The following is a 25,714-nucleotide window of genomic DNA, read 5'->3' on the forward strand; positions in this document are numbered from 1 at the left end:
GAACCAAATGTGGGAGCGGGCTTGCTCGCGAAAGCGGTGTGTCAGTCAAGTATTTACCAACTGATCCACCGCTTTCGCGAGCAAGCCCGCTCCCACATGGTTTACCGCATATATTCAGAGGGATCAGCTACCGCTTTCCGTCCTGCGGCTGCTGACCTCGGCCGGTACATCTTCGCCGGCCATGCGCTTGCGAAACAGCGACGTGCGCGCCAGCAACAGGGTGGTCACCGGCACGGTGATCGCCAGCAGGATCGGAATCAGCCAGCCATGCAGCACCGGCCCGGACTTGAGGGTCGAGAAGTAGATAATCGACGCCAGGGCCACGCACCAGGCGCCGAGGGTCGAAGCCAGCGCCGGGGGGTGCATGCGCTGGAAAAAATCCTTCATCCGCAACAGCCCGATCGCACCGATCAGCGCAAACAGGCTGCTGAGCAGCAGCAGGATTGCCACGACGATTTCCACCCACAGCGGCAGTTCACTGACATTGATCATTCGATCACCTCCCCACGCAGCAGGAATTTGGCCAAGGCAAACGAGCCGACAAAGCCGAACAGCGCAATCAGCAGCGCCGCTTCGAAGTAGGTATCACTGGCATAGCGAATGCCCAGCACCAGCATCATCAGCATGGCCAGGATATACAGGTAGTCCAGGGCCAGGACCCGGTCCTGGGCCGAAGGGCCCTTGAACAGGCGTACCAGCGTCAGGACCATGGCCAGGGAAAACAGGAACAGGCTGAACAGGATCGCATTGGCGAGCAGGGCACTCATTCGAAGATCTCCATCAGGGGCCGTTCATAGGCCTGCTTGAAGTGCTCGATAAACTGCGCGTCGTCATCCAGGTCGAACACGTGCAGCAGCAGGATGCTGCGGTCCAGGGCCAGCTCCGACCACACGGTGCCGGGGGTCACGCTGGTGATCATCGACAGCACCGCCAGGCCGTTGGCGTCGCGCAGGTCCAGGGGGATCTTGACGAAGCGCGAGCGCGGAGGGCGTGAGCCGCAGGTCAATACGCCCCAGGCCACGTGCAGGTTGGAGACGATGACATCGCGGCCGACCAGGAAGAACAGGCGAATGATCACCCCAGGGCGGCGGATACGCACCGGCAGCGGGCGCAGCGGGGCCATCATCAATGGCGCAAGGACGCCGAGGATCGCCCCCAGCAGCAGGTTGCCGGGGCTGATCGACAGGTTCAGCACCAGCCACAGTACCCACAGTGCCAGTGACAGCCACGGGGCAGGGAACAGGCGTTTCATGGCTGCACCTCCATGGCGGTGGTCTGGGCCTGCGGGCTAGGCACCGGGCGGGTGGCCATGACGGCCATCACGTAATGCTCGGGGTTATTCAGGCTGGCGGCGGTGTCCTGGGTAAAGCGCATGAGCATTTCTGCCTTGAACGTCAGGCCAATCGCCAGGCCGAGCAAGACGAAGATCGGTATGCACTCAAAGCGGCGCAGCAGGGGCGACGGCCGTTCTTCCGGGGTCCAGAAGCGCTGGATGCCCAGGCGCGCAAAGGCGATCAACGAGGCCAGGCCCGAGAAGATCAACAGCGCCACCAGGCCCCAGGCTGCCGGGCGGATCGGCTCACTCACCGCATGGCCCAGGCCTAGCGGGTTAATCAGGGCACTGAGCAGGCTGAGCTTGCCGATAAACCCCGACAGCGGCGGCATGCCGATAATCAGCAGGGCGCAGGCTATAAAACTCAGGCCGAGGAACGCCATGGTCCAGGGGATGACTTGGCCCACTACGGCCTTTTGCTCATCATCGAGGTTGGTCCCCTTGGGTGGGTGCAGGGATTCCACCGGCCGTGGCAACACTTCGATTTCATCGTCCAAGGGGAGCTCATTGGCCGAGCGCGAGCGTTCGATCAGTTCGGCGAGCAAGAACAGTGCGCTCAAGGCCAGGGTCGAGCTGACCAGGTAAAACAGCGCGCCGGCGGTCAGGCTGGGCTGGGCAAAGCCCACTGCCGACAGCAGGATGCCGGCTGACACGAGGATGCTCAGGCTGGCCATGCGCTCCAGGCGCTGGGCGGCGAGCATGGCCAGGGCGGCGCAGAGGATGGTGGCCATGCCGCCGTATATCAGCCAGTCACCGCCAAACAGCGCCGAGGCGCCGGCCTGCCCGGAAAACAGCAGGGTCCACAGGCGCAGCACGGTGTACACACCGACCTTGGTCATGATCGCAAACATCGCCGCCACCGGCGCGCTGGCCGAGGAGTAGGCCGGCGCCAGCCAGAAGTTCAGCGGCCACATGCCGGCCTTGGCCAGGAAGGCGGTGGCGAGGATCGCCGCGCCGGCATGCAGCAGGCCGCGATCGGCTTCTGGCACCAGCGGGATCTTCAGTGCCAGGTCAGCGAAATTCAGGGTGCCGGTGACCCCGTAGATCAGTGCCGCGCCAATCAGGAACAGTGACGAAGCCAGCAGGTTGATCGAGATGTAATGCAGCCCCGACGACACCCGCGCCCGGCCCGAGCCATGGAGCATCAGGCCGTAGGACGCGGCCAGCAGCACCTCGAAGAACACGAACAGGTTGAACAGATCGGCGGTGAGGAAGGCGCCGTAGAGGCCCATCAACTGGATCTGGAACAGCGCATGGAAACTGGTGCCGGCGCGGTCCCATCGCGCCATGGCGAACAGCAGGGCGCTGACGCCAATGATCCCGGTGAGCACCAGCATCAGGGCCGACAGTTGATCCACCACCAGCACGATGCCGAACGGCACCTGCCAATTGCCTGGCAGGTACACGCCGATGGAGGCCGGGCCACCTTTTTGCGTCCAGTACAGCATCAGCATCGCGATGCCCAGGCCGGTCATGCTCGACAGCAGGTTGATCTTGGCCTTGAGCGGGCGGTGTTTCTCGCCCAGCATCATCATCAGCGCGGCGGTCAGCAATGGCAGCAGGATCGGCGCGATGATCAGTTGGTTCATCCAGCTCATTCCTTGGGCTCCCGGCCATCCACATGGTCAGTGCCGGTCAGGCCCCGGGACGCCAGCAGCACCACCAGAAACAGCGCGGTCATGGCGAAGCTGATCACGATCGCCGTCAGCACCAGGGCCTGGGGCAGGGGATCGGTGTAATGGAGCAGGTCCTGGGGCACGCCGTCCTTGATGATCGGCTCCTTGCCGATAAACAGGCTGCCCATGCTGAAGATGAACAGGTTCACCCCATACGACAACAGGCACAGGCCCATCACCACCTGGAACGTCCGTGGCCGCAGCACCAGCCAGACGCCGGAGGCCGCCAGGACCCCAATGGCAATTGCGATGACTTCTTCCATCAGGCGGCAGCTCCTTGTGCGGGTGTGGCGGCGGCTTTCGCCTGGTTGCCGGGTTTATGGGCCCGCACCGATTGGTGACCGAGGGCGGTGAGCATCAGCAGGGTCGAGCCGACCACCATGGCGTACACGCCGACGTCGAAGAACAGCGCGCTGGCGATATGGATATCGCCCAGCACCGGCAGGCTCAGGTGCAGGGCGCTGGTGGTGAGGAACGGATAACCGAAGAACAGCGCGCCGAGCCCGGTCAATGTTGCCGACAACAGGCCGAAGCCCATCCAGCGCATCGGCCGCAGGTTCATCTGGGCCTCGACCCACTGGGTACCGGCGACCATGTATTGCAGGATAAACGCCACCGACATCACCAGGCCGGCGACAAACCCGCCACCCGGCTGGTTGTGGCCGCGCATAAACAGGTAGAACGACACCACCACGGCAATCGGCAGCAGCAGGCGCACCAGCACCGCTGGCACCATCATGAAGCCCAGGGCGGTGTCGCTGGCCTGGCGTGGGTTGACCAGGTCGGTGTCCACATCCGGAGCCAACAGCCGCTGTTGCGCGGGCAGTTGCTCGCTTTCCTTGGGCGGGCGGAAGCGGCGTAGCAGCGCATACACCGTCAAGGCCACGGCGCCCAGCACGGTGATCTCGCCCAGGGTATCGAAGCCCCGGAAGTCTACGAGCATCACATTCACCACATTGCTGCCGCCGCCTTCAGGCAGGGCACGGCTGAGGTAGAACGAGGAAATATCGTTGGGTGTCTGGCGGGTCAGCATCGCATAGGACAACAGCGCCATGCCGCCACCGACCACCGTGGACAGCAGCAAGTCGCGCAGCCGGCGAATACGCGCCTTGCGCAACGAACTGGGGAGTGGCGAAACCTCTTCGATCCGTCGTGGCAGCCAACGCAGGCCCAACAGGATCAACACCGTCGTCACCACCTCGACCACCAGTTGCGTCAACGCCAGGTCTGGCGCGGAGAACCAGACAAAGGTCACGCAGGTCATCAGGCCGCAGACACTGACCATGGTCAGGGCCGCCAGCCGGTGATACTTGGCTTGCCAGGCGGCGCCCAGGGCACAGGCAATCGCCAGCAGCCACAGGGTGACGAACACGATGGAACCCGGGATTTTCGGCCGGTCGCCCCAGCTCAGGCTGCTGCCCAGCATGGGGATCATCCCGGCAATCACCGCCACCAGCACCAGCAGGAACAACTGGGTCTGCAGGCGCTTGGTGCTGATGCGTTTCTCGATCTTGCGTACGCCGCGCATCATCACCACCAGGCAGCGTTCGAACATGCGCTTGCCATTGAAGTAGCTGATGATTGGCGGGTACTTGAAGCGCCCGCGCTTGAGTTGCTTGCGCAGCAGCAGGTACAGGATCACGCCACCGGTCATGGCCACCAGGCTCATGATCATCGGTGCGTTCCAGCCGTGCCAGATCGCCAGGCTGTACTGGGGCAGTACGCCGCCTACCACCGGCAGGGCGGCGGCGGCGAGGATCGAGCCGACTACCTGGGCCGGGAAGATCCCCACCAGCAGGCAGGTAAACACCAGTAGCTCCACCGGCGCACGCATCCAGCGCGGCGGCTCGTGTGGCGTGTGCGGCAGGTCGGTGGCGGGCGGGCCGAAGAACACATCCACGGTAAAGCGCAGGGCATAGGCCACGCTGAAGGTGCCGGCGATGGTTGCGATCACCGGCAGGGCGATTTCCACCCATTGGGTGGAGGAGATAAACACGGTTTCGGCGAAGAACATTTCCTTGGACAGGAAGCCATTGAGCAATGGCACCCCGGCCATGGAGGCGCTGGCGACCATGGCCAGGGTCGCGGTAAACGGGATCAGGCGCACCAGGCCGCTGAGCTTGCGGATATCACGGCTACCGCTTTCGTGGTCGATGATGCCCGCAGCCATGAACAGCGAGGCCTTGAATGTGGCGTGGTTGAGGATATGGAACACTGCCGCGACGGCGGCCAGCGGGCTGTTGAGGCCCAGCAGCAGGGTAATCAGGCCCAGGTGGCTGATGGTGGAGTAGGCCAGCAGGCCCTTGAGGTCGTTCTGGAACATCGCGCAATACGCGCCGAGCAACAGGGTCAGGGCGCCGGCGCCACCGACTATCCAGAACCACTCTTCGCTGCCCGACAACGAGGGCCACAGGCGGGCCAGCAGGAACACGCCGGCCTTCACCATCGTGGCCGAGTGCAGGTAGGCCGACACGGGAGTCGGTGCGGCCATGGCGTGGGGGAGCCAGAAGTGGAAGGGGAACTGCGCGCTTTTGCTCAGGGCGCCGATCAGGATCAGCGTCAACAGAATGGGGTAGAGGGAGTGGGCACGGATCTGGTCACCGGCGGCGAGCACCTGGTCCAGGTCGTAACTGCCGACGACATGGCCAAGCAGCATAACCCCCGCCAGCAGGCACAAACCTCCCGCACCGGTCACCATCAGCGCCATATAGGCACCACGGCGCGCATCGGAACGGTGGTGCCAATAGCCGATCAGCAGGAACGAGAACAGGCTGGTCAGTTCCCAGAAAAATACGATCTGGATCAGGTTGCCGGAGATTACCAACCCGAGCATCGCGCCCATGAACGCCAGGAAAAACGCGAAGAAACGCGGCACCGGGTCATCCGGCGACATGTAATAGCGCGCATACAAAGACACCAGGCTGCCGATACCCAATACCAGCATCGAGAACAGCCAGGCAAAGCCATCCATGCGCAACACGAAGTCCAGGCCCAGGCTGGGCAGCCAGGAGAATTCTTCGCGGATCACGCCACCGTCGGCGATCTGGGGGTAGAGCAGGGCGACTTGTACAGTACCGACCAGGGCCACAAGGCCGGCCAGCAGGGATTCAGTGTTACGTGCGTTGTGCGGCAGCAAGGCCGCTAGACAGCTGCCTATGAAAGGCAGAAGCAGTAGAACTATCAGGGACATAGGCTTCTAGTCTGCGGTGGTTTGGGATGCATCATACGTGCCGGAATCCGGATTACCAAACGGCAACCTGTGGCAGGATCCTACAAGATGCACCGAAAACGCCCATCTGTCCCTGTAGGAGCGAGCTTGCTCGCGAAAAACCTCAGAGCGCTGCGGCGCATCAGGTTACCCGCGTCATCGTTAACGCTCTTCGCGAGCAAGCTCGCTCCTACCATTGGATTTCTGTTGCCGGGTTTTCATCTCGCTGACAATCACCGCCGCCACAATCAACACCGCGCCGAGCATGGCAATCGGTGGGAAACGCTCCCCGGCGATCCGCCCGATCACCCCGGCCCACACCGGTTCACCGGCGTAGATCAGGGTGGCACGGGTCGGCGAGACGCTTTTCTGCGCCCAGTTCATCGCCAGTTGAATCACCGCACTGGTCAGGCCCAGGCCTACCGCGCTGAATAGCAGCACCCAGGAAAAGTCCGGCAGTGCCTCGCCCGTAGGCACTACCAGCAGGAACGAAAGAAGCGACGCAGTGGCCAATTGCACCACGGTCACCCGGCGCACATCCACCTGGCCGGCGTAGGCGCTGATCAGGATGATTTCGGCGGCAATCGCAATGGCGCCGATCAAGGTGGCGATTTCGCCGGGGCTGAAATTCAGCGATGCGCCGGCCGGGCCGGTCAGTAGCATCAAGCCGGCGAAGGCCAGCATGATGCCAATGCTTGGCATCAACCCCGGGCGTCGTCCCAGCACCAGCCATTGCAGCAGCGGTACAAACGGCACATAGAGCGCGGTGATAAATGCCGACTGGCTGCTGAGGATGGTCTGCAGGCCAATGGTTTGCAGGCCATAGCCAAACATGATCGCCGTGCCGATGAACACGCCGGCCTTGAGCTCAAACCGCGTCAGGCCACGCAAGTTGCGCAGGGAAAACGCGCCGACTACCAGCGCCGCCGCGGCAAAACGCAGGCCGACAAAAAACATCGGCCCGCTGACGGTCATGGCGTGTTGTACGAGGATAAAGGTGCCGCCCCAGATCATGGTGATCAGCACCAGCACGCATTCGGCTTTGCTGAAGCGGGAAAACAGCGGGGAGGCGGTCGAGGTGGTCATGGCGGCTCTGGTCTTGCACAGGAAGGGCGCGGAACGCACAATGCGCCGCAGTTGGGCAGTATACTGCGCAAACCTATCGAGTGAGCAATATAGTGCACAAAGAAAATCCGCAACGAGCCTCGGTCCTGCAGCACGTCAGCCAGAACGTTCGTCGCCTGCGCCATGCCGCCGAACTGAGCCAAACGGCCCTGGCGGAAAAATCCGGAGTCAGCCGGCGCATGCTGGTGGCCATCGAAGCAGGCGAAAAGAACGTCAGCCTGTCCACCCTCGACCGTGTGGCCGAAGCCCTCGACGTGGCGTTCAGCGATCTGATCCAGGCCCCTGAGGCCTGCGACCATAGCCGCATCAACGAACTGGCCTGGGCCGGTGAAATCGATGGCAGCAAGGCTGTGTTACTGGCCAAGGCCACCGCCCGGCGTGAGGTCGAGCTATGGGAGTGGCGCCTCGAACCGGGCGACCGCTATTGTCCGGACCCCGACCTGGAAGGCTGGAGCGAACAGTTGTTTGTGTTCGAGGGCAGCTTGACCCTGGTGGTGGACGACGTCGAAACCACCATCGCCGCCGGTGAGTTCTTCATGTTTCCCAGTCACCGGCCCCATGCCTATCGCAATGACGGGGCGGTGGCGGTGCGGTTTATCCGCAATGTGGTGATCTAGATCCACACGTCATTGAGCATGGTCCGCTCGCCGCCCTGATCGCCGGTATTCAACACTCCACAGGGCTCGACCAGCAGTAGTTTCACCTCGCCCTCGGCATACGGCTTGTGTTCCACGCCCTTGGGCACCACGAACATCTCGCCGGCGCCGATCTGTACCGCGCCATCGCGAAAATCAATACGCAGCACGCCATCGAGGACGATAAACGTCTCATCGGTATCCGCATGGCTGTGCCAGACAAAATCCCCCTCGATCTTTACCACCTTGAATTGGTAGTCGTTCATCTGCGCGACCACCTTGGGCGTCCATTGCTCGCTGAACAGGCTGTATTTGTGCGCAAAGTTGATGGCGGTGTAGGCGGGCATGGCAGTCATCTCAGTTGATCCGGGAAAGAGCTGACCTTAAGTGCAACGCGATAACCGGTATTGAATGATCGTGCGATTGTCAGTCCGATAGAAACGTTATATTGTATCTTTCAATAACGATTCTCATGTATCGCCATGCCTGAGGTCGGCTTGTTTACTTTCGGCTCAAGGGATTGCAGATGAACCAGTTACACGGGATAGCTCCGCGGTTTTCAACCTTGTTGGCGGCGGGCCTGGTGTCTTCGCTCACCGGCTTGCCCGCAGTGGCGCAGGAGCGCGAAGAGTCGGTCACCGAACTTGAAGCCACCCACGTCAGCGCGCCGCTGAACAAGGCGCTTGAGGTCAATGCCGGTGGTTTCGGCGCCAAGGACGCCATGGAAATCCCCCTGGCCATCCAGAGCTATTCCAGCAAGACCATCGCCGACAGCTCCGCGCGCACCGCGGTGGATGTGCTGAGCCTCGACCCTTCGGTGCTCAGCTCGTCTGGCGGCAGCGGCTTTGACAACTTCCGCCTGCGCGGCTTTGCCATGGATAACTTCAACACCATCCGCCGCGACGGCCTGACCCTGGCCCCGCACCACGATGTGCCCCTGGAAAACGTCGAGCGCATTGATGTGCTCAAGGGCCCGTCGGGTTTCCTCTACGGCTTCAACTCGCCGGGCGGCACCATCAACTACATCCTCAAGCGCCCGACCCTGGAGCCGCTGCTCAATGTCAGCGTACAGGGCTCGTCATTGCTCGGCCGCTACGTGGCGATTGATACCAGTGACTCATTCAACGACGGCGCCTTTGGTTACCGCCTGAATGCCGGCTACGAAAAAAACGGTGACTTCGATCACGCCCGCGACATGGAGCGCAAATTCATCGGCCTGGCCACCGATTTTCGCTTGAACGACCGTGCCCTGTTGCAACTGAACGCCGACTGGTCCCGCAAATCCACGGTCTCCGATCCGTTGCTGCGGGCCGACCAGAGTGGTCGCGCCAACCCGCTGGACCCCTCCAGCTATGTACTGCCGCCCAAGGTCAATCGCCGGGATCTGCTGACCGGGTCCTGGTTCCGCCACCAGACCGAAGGCGCCAACCTCGACGCCAAGTTCGAGTACGAACTGGATGACAACTGGACTTCCGTAACCCAAGGCAACTACTCGCGGGTCGAGCGCCATGGCGGCTACAACGACCTGTTCGGGATCAAGCCCAACGGCGATATTGGCTCGGCCGACTATTATGTGTCCCGTGGCGAAGTGTTCAGCACCTGGTCGCTGCAGTCGTACCTGGCCGGCAAGTTCGCCACCGGCAACATCTATCACGACGTGTTCTTCGGCACCGGTTACAAGCAGTTCAAGGACGTCAGCCCGTTCTGGGATTCGGTGGACAGCGGCACGCCAGGCATCGGCATCGGTGACGTCTCGGTGGGCAATATCCGCCACCCGGTCAACCCGCCAAAATGGCATTTCGGCCCGGAGCAGCCCACCGACTTTGTGTCTTCCATCAAGGAAACCTCGGTCTTTGCCAGCGACCTGATTTCCCTCACCGAACAGTTCCAGGTGATGCTCGGCGGGCGTTACATCTGGTACCGCGCCGATCAACTCTCGGCCATCGCGCCTTCGCAAAGCCATAACGTGTTCGTGCCCAGCGCCGCGCTGATCTACCGGCCCTGGGACAGCCTGATGACCTACGTCAGCTACTCCAAGGGCTTTGAAAAGGGCGACTACGCCCCCCATAACGCGACCAACGCCAGCCAACCCACCGACGCCATCGAGTCCAAGCAGTACGAGGTGGGTCTGAAGCTGGACCTCAATGATCGCCTGAACCTGGGCCTGGCGGTGTTCGATATCCGGCGTCAGGCCAGTTACCTGAACACCAGCAACACTTATGTGAGCAACGGCGAATTCCACCACCGTGGCGCCGAGCTGACCCTGTCCAATCGAGTCACCGACACCCTGACCCTCACCGCCAACGCCACCTACCTGGCCACCCGCCTGGAAGATGTGGATGACGTCACCGTGGACGGCAAGCGCACCGAAAGCGTACCCAAGTGGAAAGGCGCGGTCGGCGCCCTTTACAGGGTGGACGCCGTGCCCGGCCTGTCGTTGGACAGCACCGTCAGCTATGTCGGCAGCCGCCCGGTGGATGCGCAGAACAGCGGCTACATCCCCAGCTATACCTTGCTCGACGCCGGTATCAGCTACCGCTCGAAACTGGCGGATACCCCAGTGACCTACCGCCTGCACGGCAAGAACCTGACCAACAAGTACTACTACGCCAGTGCCTACTATCAAGGCGGGCTGGATGTGGGGCGCGAGCGCGAAGTATTCCTCTCGGCCAAGTTCGAGTTCTAGAGCCATGACGTATTCCAGCTCATTGCCTGGCCTGCGCCACCTGTGGGTCGAGCGCCTGCTTGAGCAGCATCCGGACACGTTGACCGAGTTGGTTGACGGTCTCGGCTCGCCCCTGCATCTGCTGTGCCCGCAGGTATTCCACGCCAATGTCGAAGCCTTCCAGCACAGTTTCACCCAGGCCCAGGTGCGCGGCAGCCTGTTGTTCGCGAAGAAGGCCAATAAGGCCAACTGCTTTATCCAGGCCTGCGCGCAGTGTGCGATTGGGGTTGATGTCGCCAGCGTCGGCGAGCTGCAAAAGGCCTTGGCGGGTGGGGTGGCCGGCAGTGATATCGGCGTGTCCGGCCCGCGCAAGAGCGATCAATTGCTGGGGCTGAGCTTGAGCCATCAGTGCCTGTTGGCGGTGGACTCCCTGGAGGAACTGCTGCGTATCCAACAGTTGGCGCAATCCCTGCGACAAAGGGCGCACCTGTTGTTGCGTTATTGCCCCAGCAACCAGCCCCACAGCCGTTTCGGCCTGAATGCCCGGGAGTGCGACCAGGCCCTGGTGTTCTGCCGCCAACATGCGACGAATCTGGACCTGCAAGGCTTTTCTTTTCACCTGGGCGGCTATGACACCCAACAGCGTGCGCACGTCGCCAGCCACCTGATCGACCTGTGCCAGGCCAGCGAGCTGGACAACTGCCGCACGGTCAACCTAGGCGGTGGCTTTGCCGTGCGTTATGTCGACCCGGCGCAATGGCAGGCCTTTATGGCCGAGGACTGCGCCGAGCGCTATCACAGCGACAAGGGCTTCGCCGGTTTCTATCCCTATGGTGCGCCGCGTGCCGGCGCCGAGGCCCTCGACGACATCCTCGCCACACCCGTCAGCCCCGGCCTGAGCCTGGCGCAAAAAGTCATCGAATACGGCGTGCGGCTGCTCATCGAACCCGGCCGCGCCTTGCTCGACCAGGCCGGCATCAGCGTGTTCCGCGTGCAGGGCGTCAAGGACCGCAGCGCCAGCGACGGCTATGCCCTGGTCACCGTGCAGGGCAGCAGCTTCAACCTCTCCGAACAGTGGTTCAACAGCGAATTTCTGCCTGACCCGTTGCTGCTGCCGGCCACACCCCGGCCGCGGTCGCCCTTTGTTGCGTGCATCGGCGGCGCCACCTGCCTGGAGTCAGACATGTTGACCTGGCGCAAAGTCGCCTTCGACTACCCGGTCCAGGCGGGTGACTTGCTTATCTACCTCAATACTGCCGGTTATCAGATGGACTCCAACGAGTCGTCATTTCACGAAGCCCCATTGCCACACAAAGTGGTGCTGGAGCTGCGTAACCGACACCTGCGCTGGAAGCTGGACAGCCTGGCTTGAGCGTGCAAACCCTTCAACAAGGAGTCTTGAGTGAACAGTTTGAACAAACCCGCTGCGCCCGCCGATCTTTGGGTGCTGCCCCAGGCCGCGCTCGAAGACCTGGGCGTGAGTTACCGCGAAGTGTTGCGGGTGGTCGAGCAGGCGTACAAGGCCTTGCGCAGCGGCGATTCGCAGAACCCGCTCAAGACCATTGTCGAGCCGGCTGACCGCCGCTCCATCAGCTACTCGATGGTCGGCCGCGATGGCGCCAGCCACACGGTGGGCTTCAAGGTGGTGTACGAACACGATCCGCAACGCACCCGCGATGCCTATCAGTTCCACTCGTTTATCTTCCTGTGTGATGACCGCACCGGCCACCCGATTGCCCTGATGGACGTGGTCAAGCTCGGCCCGCTGCGCACCTCGGCGACCTCGGCACTGATGGCCAGGGCCGCGTGCCCGGATGCTCGCACGGCGCTGGTGGTGGGTACCGGCGTGCAAGGCCAGATCGCCTTGCCGATGTTGCTGGCGGCCATGCCGGACCTGGAACGCTTGTATGTCTACGGGCACTACGCCGAGGGCTTGCGTGCGGTGCGCGAAAACCTGCACAAACACTACCCGCTGCGCGATGTGATCGTGGTCGATGACCTGCAGGCGGCGGCTGGCGAGGCCGATATCATCCTTGGCGTCGCCGGGCTTTCGGCGCGCCAGCAAGTGCAGCGTGCCTGGCTCAAGCCTGGCGCGGTGGCGGTGTTGGTGGGTTATGGCATTGATGCCGACGTGCTGCACGGCGCCGACTACCGCATCGCCACCGACACCGCGCAAATGCAGGTCACCAGCGCCGACCTGGCAGCCGCCGACGGCAGCCTGCCCGAGGTGGACGCCGAACTGCCAGACATCCTCCTGGGCCTGGCGCCCGCACGGCGCCATCCCGATGATGTGGTGTTTGCCTACAACAGCGGCATGGTGGTGACCGATGTCGCCCTCGGTCGCCTGATGGCCGACCGCGCCCTGGCGCAGAACCGTGGGCAGAGGGTCCAGCTATGGTCGGCCTGAATGCCGCACAACCCGGCGCCTGGCGCGCTGACAGCCGGGCGCTGCTGTTGCTGGCACTGCCGCTGATCCTGACCAACCTTGCGTATGTGGCCCTGACCACCATCGATATCGTGGTGCTCGGTACCCTGGGCGCCAAGGAGCTGGCGGCTGGCGGCCTGGCCATCGCGCTGTTCAACCAACTGCGCACCACCGGCACCGGGCTGGTCACGGGCGTCAGCAACCTGGTGGCCCAGGCCAATGCCCAGGGCGATGAAGCCCAGGTGCGGGCGCTGTTGGTGGCGGGGCTGTTCTGGGCGACCGTCAGCGGCCTGGTATTTATGGGCGTGCTCCTGGGGTTGCGCCAGCCGCTGACCTGGCTGGGCCAGGACGCGAGTGTGGTGGCCAATGCCATGGACTTCCTGCTGATCATTGCGCCGGGCCTGTTGCCGTGCCTGTGGTTCCAGGCGCTGCGCCATTTCACCGTGGGCCTGAAATTCCCCGGGCCGTTGCTGGCAATCACCCTGGTGTCGATCTTCCTCACGGCCGCGCTGAACTACGTGCTGGTGTTCGGCAAGTTCGGCGTTCCGGCATACGGGCTGGCGGGGGTGGCGATCACCAGCGCGGTGGTGTTCCTGTTGTCGTTCCTGATGTTCTTCGCGGTGGTGCTGACCCATCGGCGCCTGGCCGGCTACTTCAAGCTGGCGCACTTGCGCTTCTCGCCGGCGGCGATCAAGGCCGTGTGGAAGCTCGGGCTGCCGATTGCCGGGACCTATGCCAGCGAGGCCGGGTTCTTCAGCGTGCTGACCTTGCTGATCGGCACCCTGGGCATGGAAGCACTGGCGGCGCAGACGGTGCTCAACCAGATCATCTACATCGTGTTCATGTTCTCGGCGGGGATCTCCCATGCCGCTTCCATCCATATCAGCGAGGCCTGCGGCACCGGGCAGTATCAGCGCGCCCGGCAACTGGGGCGCCTGGGACTGGGCCTTGGGGTGCTGGTCATGCTGCTGTTTGCGATTCCCTATGCGCTGCTGCCCGAACAGGTGATCGGCTTGTTTATCAGCACCGAACACGCCAACAACCTGGATGCGGTGCGTCTGGCGACCACCGGCTTGCTGATCGCCATCGTCCTGCAGGTGTTCGACGCCAGCCAGAACATCGGCAACGGCATCCTGCGCGGCATTGGCGATACGACGGGGCCGCTGCGTATTTCACTGTTCGGCTACTGGCTGGTGGGGCTGCCCGCTGCCTGGTTGCTGGGGATTGTCAGACCTTACGGGATCTTTGGCGTATGGGCCGGTTTGGCGATTGGCCTGGCGGCCACGGCGTTGCTGCTGATCGTCTCGTTTGAACGGCAACTCAAGGCGCTGGACCGCGCGGGCGCCATCGCACTGTCATGACAAGGAGGTGTTTCATGCATCAAGACAACCCCGCGCAATGCATCGAGGCGCTGGTGCGGCCCAGTGTGCGGCGCTTGCCTTTGTATGATCCGGGCGCCGATCCACGCCAGTTGGGTACGCCCATGGTGACCAAACTGTCCAACTGCGAAAACCCCCTGGGCATGTCGCCGGCAGCCGCTGCGATGCTTACGCGCCAGGGCGGGGAAGGGCTTGCGCGCTACCCCGACCCCACTGGCCGGGCGCTGCGGCAACTGATTGCCGGGCAGCTGGGTGTGGACCCCGCCAGGCTCATCCTCGGCAACGGCTCGGAAAATATCCTCGAGCTGTTGTGCCTGGCGTTGCTTGATCCCAAGGATCGGGTAGTGACCCAGCAACCCTGTTTCAGTCTGCATGAAAGCCTGCCGCTGATGATGGGGGCGACGGTGGACAAGGTGCCGCTCAACCCGGACTTCAGCGTCAACCTGTACGCCTGGAACACGGCGCTCAAGCAACCGGCCAAGCTGTTGATGCTCAGCACCCCCTGCAATCCGGTGGGCACGGCGCTGTCCAGCGCCGAGCTGACGGCCCTGGTCGCCGCCGCCCATCCCGATACCTTGCTGGTGATCGACGAGGCGTACTTCGAATTCGTCGAGGACGGCGCCGATGCCTTGGCGATCCTTGGCGCACAGTCGCGGCCGTGGATCATCCTGCGCACGTTCTCCAAGGCCTATGGGTTGGCGGGGTTGCGGATCGGCTATGGCATCGCCTCGCACCCCAGCCTGGTCGATGCGCTGCACCGGGTGCGCACGCCGTACAACGTCAATCAGATGGCCCAAGAGGCGGCCAAGGCCGCCTGGCTCGACCCGCACCATGTGATTCGCAGCCGCGAGTTTGTCGCCATCGAGCGCCGACGCCTGACCGAAGGGTTGCAGGCGGCGGGGTTTCGTGTGGCGCCGTCCCAGGCCAATTTCCTGTTTATCGATACTGCCTGCAACGCCCTGGAAGTGGTCGACGAACTGCTCAAGGACGGGATCATCGTCAAGGCTTGGCGCGAGCCGGGGTACACCGGTTTCATCCGCGTGTCCCTGGGCCTGACCCAGGAAAACCAGGCGTTTCTCGCCAGCCTGCAACGCGCCGTCGCGGCCTTGGCCGGATAAGCGCCGCGCCGGTTTTTCATACTGCCCAGAGGTTGCCATGATCAAGACTTGCCTGTCCGAACTGATCGGCGATACGCCGCTGCTCAAATTGTGCGACACCGAAAACGGCAGCTGCGTGCTGCTCAAACTGGAGCAATTCAACCCCACCGGCACCGCCAAGATCCGCATGGCCCGGCAGATGCTCGACGAGGCGCAGGCCTCGGGGCAGCTCAAGCCGGGTGGGCGGATTGTCGAATCGACCTCGGGCAACACCGGGTTGGGCCTGGCGTTGCTGGCCGCCGAGCGTGGCTACCGCTTCACCGCCGTGGTCGACGAACACGCCAGCCCCGACAAACTGCGTGCGATGCAGGCCTTTGGTGCGCAACTGGTGCGGGTCGGCGACCCCGGTGGCGGGCTCTCCACCGCCGACCGCGATGCCACGGCCGAGCGTATCGCCAACGAACAGGGCGCCTATTGGACCCGTCAGCACCACAACCCGGCCAATGCCAACGGCTACACACAACTGGCCGCGGAACTGCGTGCGGTGCTGGGCGATGAAATCCACTACCTGGTGGGCGCCGTGGGCACCGGCGGCTCACTGTGCGGCACCGCGCGGGCCTTGAAACGCCATGCCCACGGCCTGCAAGTGATCGGTGTCGAACCCTGCGGCTCGGTGATCTTTGGCGGCCCCGGTGCGCCGTATCACCAGTCCGGCACCGGCACCCCGCAAGGCGCGGAAATCGGTGCCGTGGTCGACTATGAGTTGATTGATAAAGGCCTCACCGTCAGCGATGCCCAAGCCTTTGAAACCGCGCGCTACCTGGCCCGGCATTACGGCCTGCTGCTGGGCGGTTCGGCAGGCGGTGTGGTCTACCAGGCCCTGCGCGAGGCGCGGCACGCCCCGGCCCACAGCGTCATCGTGGCGCTGGTGTGCGATGGCGGCGAAAAATACCTCGATACGGTATTCAACGACCAATGGATGGCAGACCGGCAGTTGCTGGCGCCCCGGGTGCATCGCGAACTGCAGCAGTGGTTGGGCGCGCTACCCCCGCTCAAGCAGCAAGCCTAGCGGCTTGCCTGGGGCGCCGGCCTTCGCTACTGTGGCGCCCCGCCCGCGTGAGCCCCGCCATGAGTGACACCACTGTCGAATTGATCCAAACCGGCCCGGAACAGGCCGAGCTGATCTGCAACCTCTACCAGTTCTATGCCTATGAATCCTCGGATTGGGAACAGGAAGATGTCGAGCAGGATGGCCGTTTCTACATCCATGAAGAACATCTGGCCCGCTACTGGCAAGAGCCGCAGTGGAGCGCCAACCTGCTGCTGGTGGACGGCTATATCGCCGGATTCCTGCTGATCGAGCGCAGCGAACTGCCGGGGATCAACGCTCTGGAGCTGGCGGACCTGTTTATCCTCAAACGCTATCGACGCAAGGGCATAGGCCGCGCCCTGGCCACTCAGGTGCTGACCAGCGGCGAGGCTGACTGGCTGGTGCGTTTCTACGATCAGGACGAAGCCTCCCAGGCGTTCTGGCGCAGCGTACTGGACAACCTGCCGCGCCCGGTGCAGGCCATTGAGTTGGATGACGAACCGCATTTGTTGAACTTTTTGGTGACCCGGGCGGTGGTTCACTGACCTGTGGGCGCCGGTAGGTGTTTGTCTGGATTACCGCCGATTGACTTCGGTTGAACGGTTGGGCGTCTATGCTGGTCAACTGACCTTCAATGTCGATGCAAACAGGTGACCGCAATGGCCAAGACTTACAGCTACGCCGCCCGTGACGCCAAGGATGCCCTCAAACCCTTTACTTTCGAGCGCCGTGCCCCCGGTGCTGACGATGTACAGATCGATATCCTCTATTGCGGGGTGTGCCACTCCGACTTGCACACGGTACGCAATGAGTGGAACAACACGCTTTACCCGTCGGTGCCGGGTCATGAAATCGTCGGCCGGGTGACGGCGGTGGGGGCCAATGTCAGCCGCTTCAAGGTCGGTGACCTGGCGGGCGTCGGTTGCATGGTCGATAGCTGTCAGCACTGTGAATCCTGCGCCGAGGGCGAGGAGCAGTACTGCGAAAACGGCTTTACCGGTACCTACAACGGTCCGGTGTTTGGGGGCGAGAACACCTTTGGCGGCTACTCGGACAGCATCGTGGTCAAGGAGAAGTTCGTCCTGCGCATCTCCCACGACGAGGCGCAATTGGCGGCCGTGGCGCCGCTGTTGTGTGCCGGGATCACCACCTATTCGCCGCTGCACCACTGGAAGGTCGGGCCTGGGCAGAGGGTCGGCGTGGTCGGCCTCGGTGGCCTGGGCCATATGGCGGTGAAAATCGCCCATGCCATGGGCGCCCATGTGGTGTTGTTCACCACCTCGCCGAACAAGCGCGAAGACGGCCTGCGCCTTGGGGCCGACGAAGTGGTGGTGTCGAAGAACCCGGACGAAATGGCCAAGGTCGCCAACAGCCTGGACTTCATCCTCAATACCGTGGCCGCGCCCCATGACCTGGACGCGTTCCTCAACCTGCTCAAGCGCGACGGCACCATGACCCTGGTGGGCGCGCCGGACAGTCCGCACCCGTCGCCCACGGTATTCAACCTGATCTTCAAGCGCCGCAGCCTGGCCGGCTCATTGATCGGTGGCATCCAGGAGACCCAGGACATGCTGGACTTCTGCGCCCGGCACGGCATCGTCTCGGAGATCGAGATGATTGATATCCAGGGCATCAACGAATCCTATGAGCGCATGCTCAAGGGCGATGTGAAATACCGCTTCGTGATCGATATGGACAGCCTCAAGCGCGAGATCCAGGCGGCCTGACAGCCCTATCCAAGAAGCCCGCTGTGGTGATGGGGCTTGTTGTGGCGAGGGGGCTTGCCGGAACGCCGTATCGCCCCCGCTGGGCTGCGCAGCAGCCCCAAAACCAGCCACTTCGGTATATCTGGCACAACGTGGTGAGGCGATTGGGGTGGCTTCGCCACCCAGCGCGGGGCAAGCCCGCTCGCCACAGAAAATCTGCGATCCACAGTAAGTTCCCACCTGCTGCAACGCCCCCCTCGCCACATATGACTACAACAACCGGCCCGCCGCCAATCAGCGGGTGCTGTAGGGCAACAGAAACGCCACGCTAAGCCCCGCCAGTGAAATCAAGCCAAACCACGCCACTGGCCCCATGGCCCAGCCCCCACACCTGCACGCTCACGGCAAAGCTGGCGGTCAGCAGCACCCAACCCATTCCCCGCAAGCCACACCGCAGCATGGGCGAGGGCAGGCGGTGCCAGAGCTGTTTGTAGTGCCGTTCCAAACCTAGGCATAAGCCGAGCATTCCAGCGCAGGCCAGCAACAAGGCGGCTATCAATGCCATCTCAGTTGACCTCCGCTACAGGTTGCTTGCCCACGCGCCGTGGGGCGCGCTCCTTGGGCGCCTGGTACAGCTTCCAGCACGGCCAGGCCAGCAGCAGGCCGAGGGCGACGCTGGTCAATTCCAGGTAGGCGTAATCACCCAGGCTCTCCCCCAGCAGACTCAGGGCCGGCAGGCCAATACACAGGGCGGCGGCCAGGCCCAGTTGCTCGCGCCAGGCATTGCGCCAGGGGCGGATAATCGCGTGGCCCAGGCTCAGCAGCCACACCAGGAAAAACACCCGCACCTCCCAGCCACCGCGCTGGGCCAGTTCCACCGGCAGCAAGCGGTTGGCCCACAGGAAGGCCACGCACGCCACCATCAACCCGGCCACCACCGCCACATTCAGGCGTTCGGCGATGTGGTAGAGCAGGGCGCCCACAGCCCCTTCGCCATCGTGTCGCCGCCGGCGCTTGACGGTAAACAGCACCACCCCGGTCGCCAGCATCGCGCAACTGGCCAGGCCGCAGGCAAAGTACAACCAGCGCATGGAGTAGCCGCCAAACTGGGCAAAGTGCAGGCCGGCCATGACTTTTTGGGTCAGCAGGCTTGGCCGGCTGACGGCGGGTTGGCGCAGGACTTCACCGCTGACCCCGTCAAACAGCATGCTCTGGCCCTTGGTCAGCTCGATGCGATTGCCCAGCACCGGGCGCGCCTCGATCCGCGCGTTGCTGCGTCCGGGATTGTGGATCGACAGACTGGACACCGGCCCCATGGCTCGCTCCGCTTCGGCCAGCAGGGGCCCAAGCGCCGTCAGCTCGGCCGCCTCGCTAGGCGTGGGGCGTTCGCCGCGCACCTGCTGTTCGGCGGGCGCACCGCGCAGGGCGCGGCCCAGGTTGTCGCGATCGCCATCGAACAGTGCATCCACCGCCGCCGGCATGTAGATCAGGTAGAAAATCACCAGCCCGGTATAGGTGATCATCAGGTGAAAGGGCAGTACCAGCACAGCCGTCGCATTGTGCGCATCCAGCCACGAACGCTGGCCCTTGGCCGGGCGGAAGGTGAAGAAGTCCTTGAAGAACTTCTTGTGAATCACAATCCCGCTGATCAGCGCCACCAGCATCGCCATGGCGGCCAGCCCGACGGTCCAGATCCCCAGGTCACGGGGCAGGTTGAGGGTGAAGTGGAAGCGGAAGAAGAACCCGCCACCGGCCGTTTCGCGCACGGCCAGGGGCTCGCCGGTGTGCGGGTCGAGCGCGGTGCCGCCGCCACGGCGTTGTTCGCCGGCCGATACTGTCAGGGTGTCGGAGCGCTCGCCGGGCAGGCCGATGTTCCAGGTCTTCGCCTCGGGATGCTGGCGCGCCAGATAGCCGAGGGCCTGTTGCGCGGCGGCGCTTTGCGACAGGCGGGTGGCGGGGATTTCCGGGCGCATCCAGCCGTCGATTTCCTTGTCGAACACCGCCAGGGTGCCGGTCAGGAAGATCGCAAACAGCAACCAGCCAAAAATCAACCCGCTCCAGGTGTGCAGCCAGGCCATGGATTGGGTCAGGGTCTTGTGTTTCATCCCAGCACCTCACGCCAGTGTGGCCAGAAGCCGATGGCGGCCAACGGCAGCGCCAGGGCCATCCCGGCCCACGCGCTCCAGGCGTTGCGACAGGCGAAGGCCCAGAGAATCGCCAGGGTGTAGATCAGGAAGGAGGGCAGGCTGGCGACCACCAGCGCGTCCACCTTGTCCATGGGCAACAGGCGCGCCAGGGCGGCGGTAAACGCATAGGTAAACAGGTAACCGCCGATCAGCGCGGCGACAATCCGCGAGAGTGTCGGCAACGCTTGGGATTTGCTTTTCATGGAGGGCTCATCAGCGTTAGACCTGTGGGAGCTGGCTTGCCTGCGATGCAGACGCCTCGGTCTATCAGGTAATTTTGAGGTGATGCCATCGCAGGCAAGCCAGCTCCCATACAAGCCGATCCCACATAGGTTGAGTGGTCACAAGAAATTCAGGGCTCGAATGCTAGTGATTCTCATGTGGGAGTAAACGCAATTTACAACTTATACACTTTGAGCCGCAGGTGCAGGCACAGCCCGGGTGTGGTGTTCTGCGCCCACAACTGACCGCCTTGCAACTGCACGATGCTGCGCGCAATCGACAAGCCCAGGCCATAACCGTCACCGCCCGGGCGGGCAGCATTGAGGCGGGTGAAGGGCAGGAAGATCTGTTCCAGCTTGTCGGGCTCGATGCCGTTGCCCTGGTCCTGAATGCACAGGTGCCAGAAATCGCCCTCAAGCACACCGGTCAAGCGCACCACACCCTGTTCGGGGGAATGGCGGATGGCATTGCGCAGAATATTTTCCAGGGCCTGGGCCAGGCCGTTGAGGTTGCCCAGTACCCAAACGCCTGCGGGCAGCTCGCAGCGCAGGCGCTCGCGTGACCAGCCGCTTTCAAAACAGGCGTCTTCGCGCAGCAGATCCCACAACGGCTCCATCTCCACCGCTTCCACTGGCATGCAGGGGCGTTCGGTATCCAGCCAGACCAGCTCCAGAGTGCTGCCGATCAGGCGTTCCATGCCTTGCACTTCGCGCTCCAGGCGCTGGCGCAAGGCACCCGGGTCGGGCTCGCGCTCGCCGGCCACCCGCAGCCGGCTCAAGGGCGTGCGCAGTTCGTGGGACAAGTCCCGCAGCAAGCGCCGTTGCAACACCACCGTGCTTTCCAGGCGCTCGGCCATATGATCGAAGGCCCGGGCCAATTCACCCAATTCATCGCGGCGGCGCGTCACCTGGGCCCCGACCCGTGAGGCCAGGTCCCCGGCGCTCAAGGCATTGGCCTGGCGCCGCAGGATCACCAGCGGCGAAATCAGCACCCGGTACAACAGCACGCCGAATAACAGCGCCAGGCCTGTGGGCAGTACCTGTTGCAGCAAGATGTACCAGCGCCCGTTGTCCTTGCGCGGGTCCAGATGCAAGGGCAGCTCCATCACCAACCGCGATACGCCATCGCTGAACGGGATATAAAACGTCGGCCGGCCACCGGGACGACCGACCGGCCAGTCGATCCGGCGGACGAAATCCAACTTGCGTCGCTCGATTGGGGTCAAGGCTTGCGAGGACAGCGACTGGTGGTCATGCACCACCACCGCCCATACCTGCTCGCGGGCCTGCAAGGTCTGCAGGAACGCGTCAACGCCCGCTGCGCCGTGCTCACGCAAGGCGGTTTCGGCCTGCTGCGCATAATCGACAAGCACCTGCCGGGTCGGGGCGGGCAACCTCGCGGTGGCTTCCAGCAGGCGCTGGCTCAAGTCCACTTGCAGGCTGACCACCAGCAGGCACAGCACGGCCAGCACCCCGCTGAGTTTCCATAGCAGGGAATGGCGGTTGGGCAGCTTCATGGGGCCAGCCGGGTCAGTAGGTAGCCGGTACTCCTGACCGTCTCCACGCGCCCGGCGGTGTAGCCGATGGCCTGCAACTTGCGGCGGATACGGCTGACATGCATGTCCAGGCTGCGATCATGCCGGGAGTAGGCTCGGTGCATCACCTGCTGGTACAGGAACGCCTTGGTCAGCACCTCATCGACATGGGCCACCAGGGTTTCCAGGACTCGATATTCGGTGGTGGTCAGGTCGGCCCACCGCTCATCGAGGCTGACATCGGTGCGTTGCTCGTCGAATGTCAGTTGCGGGTCCTCATTGCGCGCCGTGCCCGGCACCTCATGTTCATAGGCCACGCGGCGCAGGATCGCGTCGATGCGCACATCCATTTCCAGCATGCTGAACGGCTTGGGCAGGTAATCGTCGGCGCCCTGGCTGAAACCGGTGATGCGGTCCTGCTCGGCACCGAGGGCCGACATCAGGATCACCGGCACCCGTTGATGCCGGCGCAGTTGCGTGAGCACCTCCAGGCCGCTGCAGCCCGGCAGCATGATATCCATCAAGATCAGGTCGAAAGGTTGCGCGCGCACCAGTTCGACGATTTCGCCACCGCTCTGGCGCAACGTGACCTCGAAGCCACGCTGGCCCAGGTGGCTGTCCAGGTGGGCGGCGAGCACCGGATCATCCTCGACGGCGAGAATACGGCGCGCAGCGGGGAGCGAGTGGGGGGGGTGCATGGGAATTTCCTGCGAATGCGAATGTTTCTAAGTTGCGCATTCTGACAAAACTCTCGGCACATTCCTATTGATTGCGGTTTATTGCTGTATTTGCCGGATGATCCGGCAGAACACCGGATCATCCACATACGCCACATTGAGTCGGGTCCTGGGGCCCGCGCGCCCTTCGGCAAATCCTAGGGCTGACAAGGATCGTTTTTGTTCAACAGATTCCCCGTCGAATACCACACGCGCTGCGCCGCCGGTCCCAGATCCAGCGCCACCGGCGCATCCGCACGCCCTTCCAGCAAGGTCGGGTAAACCCCAGGCTTGAGCGGCGACTGGCAGACAATCGGCAACGACTGCACGGTGGTGAAATTCAAATCTACCGTCGACACCAATTGCGCCGCCGAAAACGGCGCCGGTGGCCCAGGCAGGGTGATGATTTCCTGGAAGTCCGGATCCTGGGCGATGTAGTGCGTCAGGTGCGCCTCATTGCCCCGGCCAAACAGGGTGTACACCAGCTGTTTAGGCCGATCGATGCCCAGGTTGAATGGCCGGTAGATCACCACCGATTCGACCGTTACCGGCACGTTGTCAAACAGCACCGGTCCCGGGGTGCCGCCGCCATCGTTGGAGTAGCCGTCAAAGATCGTGGCCTTGAACGAGGTCACTTCACCGGCCTTGAGCTGAGGCAGGGTGAACGTGTCGTTATCGACGTTGATCAGGTTATACGGCTTGCTCGGGTTGGCCGCGCGCAGCGCCTGGTACTTGGCCATTACGTCTGCGGGCAGGCTGGCCTGGAGGACGATCTGGTACATGTGCTTTTCCGTGGTGAACATTGGCATGTGGACCAGGAACAGGGTCTGCGAACCGACCATGAACATGCCGTGGTTGCCCGGCGCATCGGCATCGGCGCCGTTGCTGACGGCGTGCAGTTCATGGGGTGAATGGGCAAAGGCCAGCGGCGCGAGGGCCATCGACAGCGCAAGCAGTAGGGTTGCAAGGGAGCGTTTCATGGTTGGCCATCCTTGAGGGTTTCGAAGGCATGTACGCGCTTGATCAGGCTTTTTTGCTTGGCCGAATCGGCGTTGTTGAACAGGAACGAGAAGTCCGAGGCCAGGTTGCTGCTGCCGGCAATCGTCGCCTGCTGATGGCAGGCATTGCAGTCCATGCTCTGGACGTAGGTCTCCATGGTGGTATTGGCCACCGGTACGTTGCTATCGCTGATAAAGGCGCCATAGGACAGGGGCACCTTCGCACCCGCGCCCGGCTCCGGGTCCGGTGCGGTCGGGGCGGTGATCCACAGCACATTGACTAGCTTGTAGTACTGGAACACCGACTGGCCGTTGGTCTGCTGGGCGAAGCTGGCCTGCACGGCGCCGTTGAGCGCCTGTATGTCCGAAGGCAAGGGGTGTTCGCGGGTGGTCTGCACCGGCTGGTCGCGTGGATAGGGTTCGGTGCATTCGCGATCAGGGTGGTGCTGTTGGCACTGGATACGGGCTACGTTCGCCATGCACACGTCAGGACCACCGGTGCAGTTGGGATTGTAGAAGGTATAGCCGTCGGGCGGTGTCTGTTGCGCAGGTACTTGGCCTGGCTCTTGTACGTTGTCTACTTGCTCGAAGGTGGTCCAGATGAAGTTCGGTGAACTCTGGGTCTTGTTGATGATATGCAGGCCCACCAGGCCCACCACTTGTTGGGTGCATTGCAGGGTGGCGGGGTTCTTGAGCCAGGCCACGGTGGTCAGGTAGCGCCCGTAGAGCTGGGGTTTGCCAGTGAGGATGCGCCAGGCGGCCTTGAGCTCCAGGGCGCCCAGTTCTTCCTGGGGCAGGGGTTTTGTCGGCATCGAGCGCATCAGCTCGCCAGCGGGCAGGGACAGACCGGCCGGGTGATTGCCATCGCTGTTCTGTGCCACGGTCAGTTGGTTGGCGGCATCGTACAGCCCGTACTTGACGATATAGTCAAACTCGGCCTTGCCCACCTTGCGCTCGAAATACACCAGGTTGCCGGTCTGGTCCGTCAGCCAGCCACCGGCGGCTTCCATGATCGGGTCGGGAATCGACGCCAGGGTACCGCTGGACAAGTGGAAGCGATGCTTGGCGTTGGTCGCGCTTTCCGAGGTGGCGTTCATAAACTTGCGTGCGCCGACCGATAGCGCTTGCAGGCTGCCCTGGCTGCTGCAATTGGCCGGCACCAGGGTTTGCACCCCCCAATCACTGGGCTTTGGCGCGCCGGGCAGGAAAATCTCATTGGCGTCCTTGTAGCTGGCCCAGACCGGCGCCACGCTCATCGGTTGCCCGGCGGTGGTGGGTACGCCGAATTGCTTGACGGTGATCGTCCTGTCCGGTTCGCCCGCCAGGCTGGCATCGGCCGGCCATCCAGGGTTCACCGGCCAGTTCAGGGCAATGAACAATTGCCAGCCAAAGCAGTTCATAAAGCTCTGGCCGGTGGTGTTGAAGTTGTTGACCGGTAGAAACCCGCCGCTGTTTGGGTCGAACACCAGTTGCTGCTGGACGCAGTTATCGGCATCGGACGCGTGGGCCGAGGGCAGGAGAAACAGTGACAGTAGCGTGCCGACCAGCAGCAGACCACGTAAGCGAAATCTGTACATCATCGCGCTCCTTGCATGAAGGTGAAGCCTCTAGCCGTTGTGTAGGAGCCGGCTTGCCGGCGAAAAACCTGAGCGCACCGCTGGGCATCAGATACCCCGCGTTTTCGTTGAGGATTCTCGCTGGCAAGCCAGCTCCCACAGG

25 protein-coding genes are annotated in these 25,714 nt (G+C 63.1%); 9 read left to right on the forward strand and 16 right to left on the reverse strand.

Annotation, left to right across the window (positions count from 1 at the left end; genetic code table 11):
* Nucleotides 1-123: 123 nt before the first annotated feature.
* From JTY93_RS10215 to JTY93_RS10245, 7 genes are all read right to left on the reverse strand, one after another.
* Complete coding sequence (locus tag JTY93_RS10215) at nt 124-492, reverse strand: Na+/H+ antiporter subunit G (protein WP_169996472.1); 369 nt, start codon at nt 490-492, stop codon at nt 124-126.
* Entirely contained in the window at nt 489-767 is a 279-nt protein-coding gene (locus JTY93_RS10220) for a K+/H+ antiporter subunit F (protein WP_017527140.1), read from the reverse strand. The genes JTY93_RS10215 and JTY93_RS10220 overlap by 4 nt, the downstream gene beginning before the upstream one ends.
* Nucleotides 764-1,252 (reverse strand): Na+/H+ antiporter subunit E, encoded by a 489-nt coding sequence (locus JTY93_RS10225; RefSeq protein ID WP_205479034.1) that lies wholly within the window; start codon nt 1,250-1,252, stop codon nt 764-766. Before JTY93_RS10225 ends, JTY93_RS10220 begins: the two co-directional genes overlap by 4 nt.
* On the reverse strand, nt 1,249-2,931 hold the full coding sequence (locus tag JTY93_RS10230) for a monovalent cation/H+ antiporter subunit D (RefSeq protein WP_205479032.1): 1,683 nt from the start codon (nt 2,929-2,931) through the stop codon (nt 1,249-1,251). Before JTY93_RS10230 ends, JTY93_RS10225 begins: the two co-directional genes overlap by 4 nt.
* Entirely contained in the window at nt 2,928-3,272 is a 345-nt protein-coding gene (locus JTY93_RS10235) for a Na+/H+ antiporter subunit C (RefSeq protein WP_003202835.1), read from the reverse strand. The genes JTY93_RS10230 and JTY93_RS10235 overlap by 4 nt, the downstream gene beginning before the upstream one ends.
* Nucleotides 3,272-6,199 (reverse strand): monovalent cation/H+ antiporter subunit A, encoded by a 2,928-nt coding sequence (locus JTY93_RS10240; RefSeq protein ID WP_205479029.1) that lies wholly within the window; start codon nt 6,197-6,199, stop codon nt 3,272-3,274. The genes JTY93_RS10235 and JTY93_RS10240 overlap by 1 nt, the downstream gene beginning before the upstream one ends.
* Nucleotides 6,200-6,379: 180 nt before the next feature.
* Nucleotides 6,380-7,303: a DMT family transporter gene (locus JTY93_RS10245; RefSeq protein WP_205479027.1), complete on the reverse strand. Its 924-nt coding sequence runs from the start codon at nt 7,301-7,303 to the stop codon at nt 6,380-6,382.
* A gap of 92 nt (nt 7,304-7,395) precedes the next feature.
* On the opposite strand from JTY93_RS10245, the gene JTY93_RS10250 reads away from it, so the two are divergent.
* Nucleotides 7,396-7,959, forward strand: coding sequence for a helix-turn-helix domain-containing protein (locus tag JTY93_RS10250; protein WP_205479025.1), 564 nt, complete (start codon nt 7,396-7,398; stop codon nt 7,957-7,959).
* Here the strand turns inward: JTY93_RS10250 and JTY93_RS10255 are convergent.
* A complete protein-coding gene (locus JTY93_RS10255) occupies nt 7,956-8,324 on the reverse strand; it encodes a cupin domain-containing protein (protein WP_205479037.1) in 369 nt (122 codons plus the stop codon). The genes JTY93_RS10250 and JTY93_RS10255 overlap by 4 nt on opposite strands.
* Nucleotides 8,325-8,503: 179 nt before the next feature.
* Between JTY93_RS10255 and JTY93_RS10260 the strand changes: the two genes are divergently transcribed.
* The 8 genes from JTY93_RS10260 (at nt 8,504) to JTY93_RS10295 (ending at nt 18,360) form a co-directional block, all read left to right on the forward strand.
* Complete coding sequence (locus tag JTY93_RS10260; RefSeq protein ID WP_205479023.1) at nt 8,504-10,663, forward strand: TonB-dependent siderophore receptor; 2,160 nt, start codon at nt 8,504-8,506, stop codon at nt 10,661-10,663.
* A gap of 4 nt (nt 10,664-10,667) precedes the next feature.
* On the forward strand, nt 10,668-12,014 hold the full coding sequence (locus JTY93_RS10265; RefSeq protein ID WP_205479021.1) for an alanine racemase: 1,347 nt from the start codon (nt 10,668-10,670) through the stop codon (nt 12,012-12,014).
* A gap of 30 nt (nt 12,015-12,044) precedes the next feature.
* On the forward strand, nt 12,045-13,049 hold the full coding sequence (locus tag JTY93_RS10270) for a hypothetical protein (protein ID WP_205479012.1): 1,005 nt from the start codon (nt 12,045-12,047) through the stop codon (nt 13,047-13,049).
* Complete coding sequence (locus JTY93_RS10275; RefSeq protein WP_205479010.1) at nt 13,037-14,428, forward strand: MATE family efflux transporter; 1,392 nt, start codon at nt 13,037-13,039, stop codon at nt 14,426-14,428. Before JTY93_RS10270 ends, JTY93_RS10275 begins: the two co-directional genes overlap by 13 nt.
* A gap of 14 nt (nt 14,429-14,442) precedes the next feature.
* Nucleotides 14,443-15,564 carry a histidinol-phosphate transaminase gene (hisC, locus tag JTY93_RS10280; RefSeq protein WP_240344583.1) on the forward strand — a complete coding sequence of 374 codons (1,122 nt, stop codon included), beginning with the start codon at nt 14,443-14,445 and terminating at the stop codon, nt 15,562-15,564.
* A 37-nt stretch (nt 15,565-15,601) separates the two neighbouring features.
* On the forward strand, nt 15,602-16,612 hold the full coding sequence (locus JTY93_RS10285) for a PLP-dependent cysteine synthase family protein (protein ID WP_205479006.1): 1,011 nt from the start codon (nt 15,602-15,604) through the stop codon (nt 16,610-16,612).
* Nucleotides 16,613-16,671: 59 nt separating this feature from the next.
* Nucleotides 16,672-17,178 (forward strand): GNAT family N-acetyltransferase, encoded by a 507-nt coding sequence (locus tag JTY93_RS10290; RefSeq protein WP_169996450.1) that lies wholly within the window; start codon nt 16,672-16,674, stop codon nt 17,176-17,178.
* Between the two features lie 114 nt (nt 17,179-17,292).
* A complete protein-coding gene (locus tag JTY93_RS10295) occupies nt 17,293-18,360 on the forward strand; it encodes an NAD(P)-dependent alcohol dehydrogenase (protein ID WP_205479004.1) in 1,068 nt (355 codons plus the stop codon).
* 273 nt (nt 18,361-18,633) lie between these two features.
* On the opposite strand, the gene JTY93_RS29905 is transcribed toward JTY93_RS10295, so the two are convergent.
* The 8 genes from JTY93_RS29905 to JTY93_RS10330 all read right to left on the reverse strand — a co-directional run bounded on the left by JTY93_RS29905 (nt 18,634) and on the right by JTY93_RS10330 (nt 25,572).
* Nucleotides 18,634-18,690 carry a hypothetical protein gene (locus tag JTY93_RS29905; RefSeq protein WP_375373787.1) on the reverse strand — a complete coding sequence of 19 codons (57 nt, stop codon included), beginning with the start codon at nt 18,688-18,690 and terminating at the stop codon, nt 18,634-18,636.
* Complete coding sequence (locus JTY93_RS10300; RefSeq protein ID WP_311136339.1) at nt 18,668-18,904, reverse strand: DUF3325 domain-containing protein; 237 nt, start codon at nt 18,902-18,904, stop codon at nt 18,668-18,670. Before JTY93_RS10300 ends, JTY93_RS29905 begins: the two co-directional genes overlap by 23 nt.
* A 1-nt stretch (nt 18,905) precedes the next feature.
* Entirely contained in the window at nt 18,906-20,444 is a 1,539-nt protein-coding gene (locus JTY93_RS10305; RefSeq protein ID WP_205478520.1) for a PepSY-associated TM helix domain-containing protein, read from the reverse strand.
* A complete protein-coding gene (locus JTY93_RS10310; RefSeq protein ID WP_205478522.1) occupies nt 20,441-20,728 on the reverse strand; it encodes an iron transporter in 288 nt (95 codons plus the stop codon). Before JTY93_RS10310 ends, JTY93_RS10305 begins: the two co-directional genes overlap by 4 nt.
* 194 nt (nt 20,729-20,922) lie before the next feature.
* Nucleotides 20,923-22,263, reverse strand: coding sequence for a sensor histidine kinase (locus tag JTY93_RS10315; RefSeq protein WP_205478523.1), 1,341 nt, complete (start codon nt 22,261-22,263; stop codon nt 20,923-20,925).
* Nucleotides 22,260-22,979, reverse strand: coding sequence for a response regulator transcription factor (locus JTY93_RS10320; RefSeq protein ID WP_205478524.1), 720 nt, complete (start codon nt 22,977-22,979; stop codon nt 22,260-22,262). Before JTY93_RS10320 ends, JTY93_RS10315 begins: the two co-directional genes overlap by 4 nt.
* 176 nt (nt 22,980-23,155) lie before the next feature.
* A complete protein-coding gene (locus tag JTY93_RS10325) occupies nt 23,156-23,977 on the reverse strand; it encodes a hypothetical protein (RefSeq protein WP_169996435.1) in 822 nt (273 codons plus the stop codon).
* A complete protein-coding gene (locus tag JTY93_RS10330; protein ID WP_205478525.1) occupies nt 23,974-25,572 on the reverse strand; it encodes a hypothetical protein in 1,599 nt (532 codons plus the stop codon). Before JTY93_RS10330 ends, JTY93_RS10325 begins: the two co-directional genes overlap by 4 nt.
* Nucleotides 25,573-25,714 lie beyond the last annotated feature (142 nt).

Source organism: Pseudomonas hygromyciniae, from assembly GCF_016925675.1.
Classification (GTDB): domain Bacteria; phylum Pseudomonadota; class Gammaproteobacteria; order Pseudomonadales; family Pseudomonadaceae; genus Aquipseudomonas; species Aquipseudomonas hygromyciniae.

Excerpts from the sequence above, each read along its gene's own strand:
- JTY93_RS10235 (WP_003202835.1), bottom strand. The coding sequence starts at position 3,272 with ATGGAAGAAGTCATCGCAATTGCCATTGGGGTCCTGGCGGCCTCCGGC.
- JTY93_RS10315 (WP_205478523.1), bottom strand. The coding sequence starts at position 22,263 with ATGAAGCTGCCCAACCGCCATTCCCTGCTATGGAAACTCAGCGGGGTG.
- JTY93_RS10300 (WP_311136339.1), bottom strand. The coding sequence starts at position 18,904 with ATGGCATTGATAGCCGCCTTGTTGCTGGCCTGCGCTGGAATGCTCGGC.
- JTY93_RS10290 (WP_169996450.1), top strand. The coding sequence starts at position 16,672 with ATGAGTGACACCACTGTCGAATTGATCCAAACCGGCCCGGAACAGGCC.
- JTY93_RS10265 (WP_205479021.1), top strand. The coding sequence starts at position 10,668 with ATGACGTATTCCAGCTCATTGCCTGGCCTGCGCCACCTGTGGGTCGAG.
- JTY93_RS10275 (WP_205479010.1), top strand. The coding sequence starts at position 13,037 with ATGGTCGGCCTGAATGCCGCACAACCCGGCGCCTGGCGCGCTGACAGC.
- JTY93_RS10240 (WP_205479029.1), bottom strand. The coding sequence starts at position 6,199 with ATGTCCCTGATAGTTCTACTGCTTCTGCCTTTCATAGGCAGCTGTCTA.
- JTY93_RS10230 (WP_205479032.1), bottom strand. The coding sequence starts at position 2,931 with ATGAGCTGGATGAACCAACTGATCATCGCGCCGATCCTGCTGCCATTG.
- hisC (WP_240344583.1), top strand. The coding sequence starts at position 14,443 with ATGCATCAAGACAACCCCGCGCAATGCATCGAGGCGCTGGTGCGGCCC.
- JTY93_RS10305 (WP_205478520.1), bottom strand. The coding sequence starts at position 20,444 with ATGAAACACAAGACCCTGACCCAATCCATGGCCTGGCTGCACACCTGG.
- JTY93_RS10295 (WP_205479004.1), top strand. The coding sequence starts at position 17,293 with ATGGCCAAGACTTACAGCTACGCCGCCCGTGACGCCAAGGATGCCCTC.
- JTY93_RS10225 (WP_205479034.1), bottom strand. The coding sequence starts at position 1,252 with ATGAAACGCCTGTTCCCTGCCCCGTGGCTGTCACTGGCACTGTGGGTA.
- JTY93_RS10310 (WP_205478522.1), bottom strand. The coding sequence starts at position 20,728 with ATGAAAAGCAAATCCCAAGCGTTGCCGACACTCTCGCGGATTGTCGCC.
- JTY93_RS10260 (WP_205479023.1), top strand. The coding sequence starts at position 8,504 with ATGAACCAGTTACACGGGATAGCTCCGCGGTTTTCAACCTTGTTGGCG.
- JTY93_RS10325 (WP_169996435.1), bottom strand. The coding sequence starts at position 23,977 with ATGAAACGCTCCCTTGCAACCCTACTGCTTGCGCTGTCGATGGCCCTC.
- JTY93_RS10285 (WP_205479006.1), top strand. The coding sequence starts at position 15,602 with ATGATCAAGACTTGCCTGTCCGAACTGATCGGCGATACGCCGCTGCTC.
- JTY93_RS10330 (WP_205478525.1), bottom strand. The coding sequence starts at position 25,572 with ATGTACAGATTTCGCTTACGTGGTCTGCTGCTGGTCGGCACGCTACTG.
- JTY93_RS10215 (WP_169996472.1), bottom strand. The coding sequence starts at position 492 with ATGATCAATGTCAGTGAACTGCCGCTGTGGGTGGAAATCGTCGTGGCA.
- JTY93_RS10320 (WP_205478524.1), bottom strand. The coding sequence starts at position 22,979 with ATGCACCCCCCCCACTCGCTCCCCGCTGCGCGCCGTATTCTCGCCGTC.
- JTY93_RS10245 (WP_205479027.1), bottom strand. The coding sequence starts at position 7,303 with ATGACCACCTCGACCGCCTCCCCGCTGTTTTCCCGCTTCAGCAAAGCC.
- JTY93_RS10255 (WP_205479037.1), bottom strand. The coding sequence starts at position 8,324 with ATGCCCGCCTACACCGCCATCAACTTTGCGCACAAATACAGCCTGTTC.
- JTY93_RS10220 (WP_017527140.1), bottom strand. The coding sequence starts at position 767 with ATGAGTGCCCTGCTCGCCAATGCGATCCTGTTCAGCCTGTTCCTGTTT.